General features: G+C 53.9%; 1 rRNA gene. It reads left to right on the forward strand.

The features are described 5' to 3' along the window. Positions 1-219 precede the first annotated feature (219 nt). A 23S ribosomal RNA gene (locus tag BLR31_RS21220) occupies positions 220-2,946 on the forward strand; the annotation flags it as partial.

Consider the following 2,946-nt stretch of genomic DNA (forward strand, 5'->3'; position numbering starts at 1 on the left):
CCCAGGCGATCCCCCAGTCGGGATTAGGTTGAAAGACCTTGGAGAAACGATACCTCGTGAAACTGGTCTTTGGATCGGATGGGCTTTGCCCGCAGGAGTGGTGCACACTTTTGCGACCCGGCAATAGCCTTCCAACACATTCGATCCAATTATGATCTGACCACCGATGGTCGATGATCATGCATTTATTGTGTGATTGCGATTATTGGTAATGAGAACGATCAAGTGCCAAAAGGGCGTTCAGTGGATGCCTTGGCGCACACAGGCGATGAAGGACGTGATACGCTGCGATAAGCGTCGGGGAGCTGCGAATAAGCTTTGATCCGGCGATTTCCGAATGGGGAAACCCACTCAGCAATGAGTATCCCGCAAGGGAGGCGAACCCGGGGAACTGAAACATCTCAGTACCCGGAGGAAAGGACATCAATTGAGACTCCGGTAGTAGTGGCGAGCGAACCCGGACCAGGCCAGTGGCCTCAGTGTAAGAACGGGAAAGACCTGGAAAGGTCTGCCTTAGTGGGTGATAGCCCCGTACCGGTAGAAAGCATTGAGGTCCTCGAGTAAGGCGGGACACGTGAAATCCTGTCTGAACATGGGGGGACCACCCTCCAAGCCTAAGTACTCGTGTGCGACCGATAGTGAACAAGTACCGTGAGGGAAAGGTGAAAAGCACCCCGACGAGGGGAGTGAAACAGTTCCTGAAACTGGATGCCTACAAACAGTTAGAGCCCAAGGTTCGTCCTGGGTGATAGCGTACCTTTTGTATAATGGGTCAGCGACTTAGTCTGTCGTGCAAGCTTAAGCCGTTAGGTGTAGGCGTAGGGAAACCGAGTCTGAATAGGGCGTTAAGTACGACGGATTAGACCCGAAACCAAGTGATCTAGCCATGTGCAGGTTGAAGGTGAGGTAACACTTACTGGAGGACCGAACCCACGTCTGTTGAAAAAGACGGGGATGACGTGTGGCTAGGGGTGAAAGGCCAATCAAACTTGGAAATAGCTGGTTCTCCGCGAAATCTATTTAGGTAGAGCGTCAGACGAATACCTTGGGGGGTAGAGCACTGGATGGGCTAGGGGTCCTCACCGGATTACCAAACCTAACCAAACTCCGAATACCCAAGAGTACTATCTGGCAGACACACGGCGGGTGCTAAGGTCCGTCGTGGAAAGGGAAACAGCCCTGACCTACAGCTAAGGTCCCCAAGTCATGGTTAAGTGGGAAAGCATGTGGGAATGCTTAGACAACCAGGAGGTTGGCTTAGAAGCAGCCATCCTTTAAAGATAGCGTAACAGCTCACTGGTCAAGCGTTCCTGCGGCGAAAATGTAACGGGGCTCAAACCATGCACCGAAGCTTAGGGTGTGCAGCTTTTGCTGTACGCGGTAGCGGAGCGTTCCGTAGGCCTGCGAAGGGATACCCGTGAGGGGTCCTGGAGGTATCGGAAGTGCGAATGCTGACATGAGTAGCGACAAAGAGTGTGAGAGACACTCTCGCCGAAAGTCCAAGGGTTCCTGCGCAATGTTAATCAGCGCAGGGTTAGCCGGCTCCTAAGGCGAGGCCGAAAGGCGTAGTCGATGGGAATCACGTTAATATTCGTGAGCCTGCTGGGAAGTGACGGATTGCCAGGTCTGTATGTCCTTATCGGATTGGACATGCAGTGAGGCGGTTCCAGGAAATAGCCCCAGCTTATAGACCGTACCCTAAACCGACACAGGTGGACTGGTAGAGCATACCAAGGCGCTTGAGAGAACGATGCTGAAGGAACTCGGCAAATTGCACGCGTAACTTCGGGATAAGCGTGACCCGTCTTTGGGCAACCAAGGGCGGGTGGCACAACCCAGGGGGTGGCGACTGTTTATTAAAAACACAGGGCTCTGCGAAGTTGTAAAACGACGTATAGGGTCTGACGCCTGCCCGGTGCCGGAAGGTTAAAAGGAGAGGTGCAAGCCTTGAATTGAAGCCCCGGTAAACGGCGGCCGTAACTATAACGGTCCTAAGGTAGCGAAATTCCTTGTCGGGTAAGTTCCGACCTGCACGAATGGCGTAACGACTTCCCCACTGTCTCCAGCATCGACTCAGCGAAATTGAACTCCCCGTGAAGATGCGGGGTTCCTGCGGTCAGACGGAAAGACCCCGTGCACCTTTACTATAGCTTCACGCTGGCATTCGTGTCGGCATGTGCAGAATAGGTGGTAGGCTTTGAAGTAGGGACGCCAGTCCTTGTGGAGCCGCAATGTGAGATACCACCCTTATCGTCATGGATGTCTAACCGCGGCATAACAGTGTCCGGGACAGCGTGTGGTGGGTAGTTTGACTGGGGCGGTCGCCTCCCAAAGAGTAACGGAGGCGCGCGATGGTGGGCTCAGACCGGTCGGAAATCGGTCGTTGAGTGCAATGGCATAAGCCTGCCTGACTGCGAGACTGACAAGTCGAGCAGAGACGAAAGTCGGTCATAGTGATCCGGTGGTCCCGCGTGGAAGGGCCATCGCTCAACGGATAAAAGGTACGCCGGGGATAACAGGCTGATGATGCCCAAGAGTCCTTATCGACGGCATCGTTTGGCACCTCGATGTCGGCTCATCACATCCTGGGGCTGGAGCAGGTCCCAAGGGTATGGCTGTTCGCCATTTAAAGTGGTACGTGAGCTGGGTTTAGAACGTCGTGAGACAGTTCGGTCCCTATCTGCCGTGGGTGTTGGAATATTGAGAAGAGCTGTCCCTAGTACGAGAGGACCGGGATGGACGAACCTCTGGTGGACCTGTTGTGGCGCCAGCCGCAGTGCAGGGTAGCTAAGTTCGGACGGGATAACTGCTGAAAGCATCTAAGCAGGAAGCCTCCTTCAAAACCAGTATTCCCTATCAGAGCCGTGGAAGACCACCACGTTGATAGGCTGGGTGTGGAAGTGCAGCAATGCATGAAGCTTACCAGTACTAATAGCTCGATCGACT

Source organism: Pelagibacterium luteolum (genome assembly GCF_900100665.1).
GTDB lineage: Bacteria > Pseudomonadota > Alphaproteobacteria > Rhizobiales > Devosiaceae > Pelagibacterium > Pelagibacterium luteolum.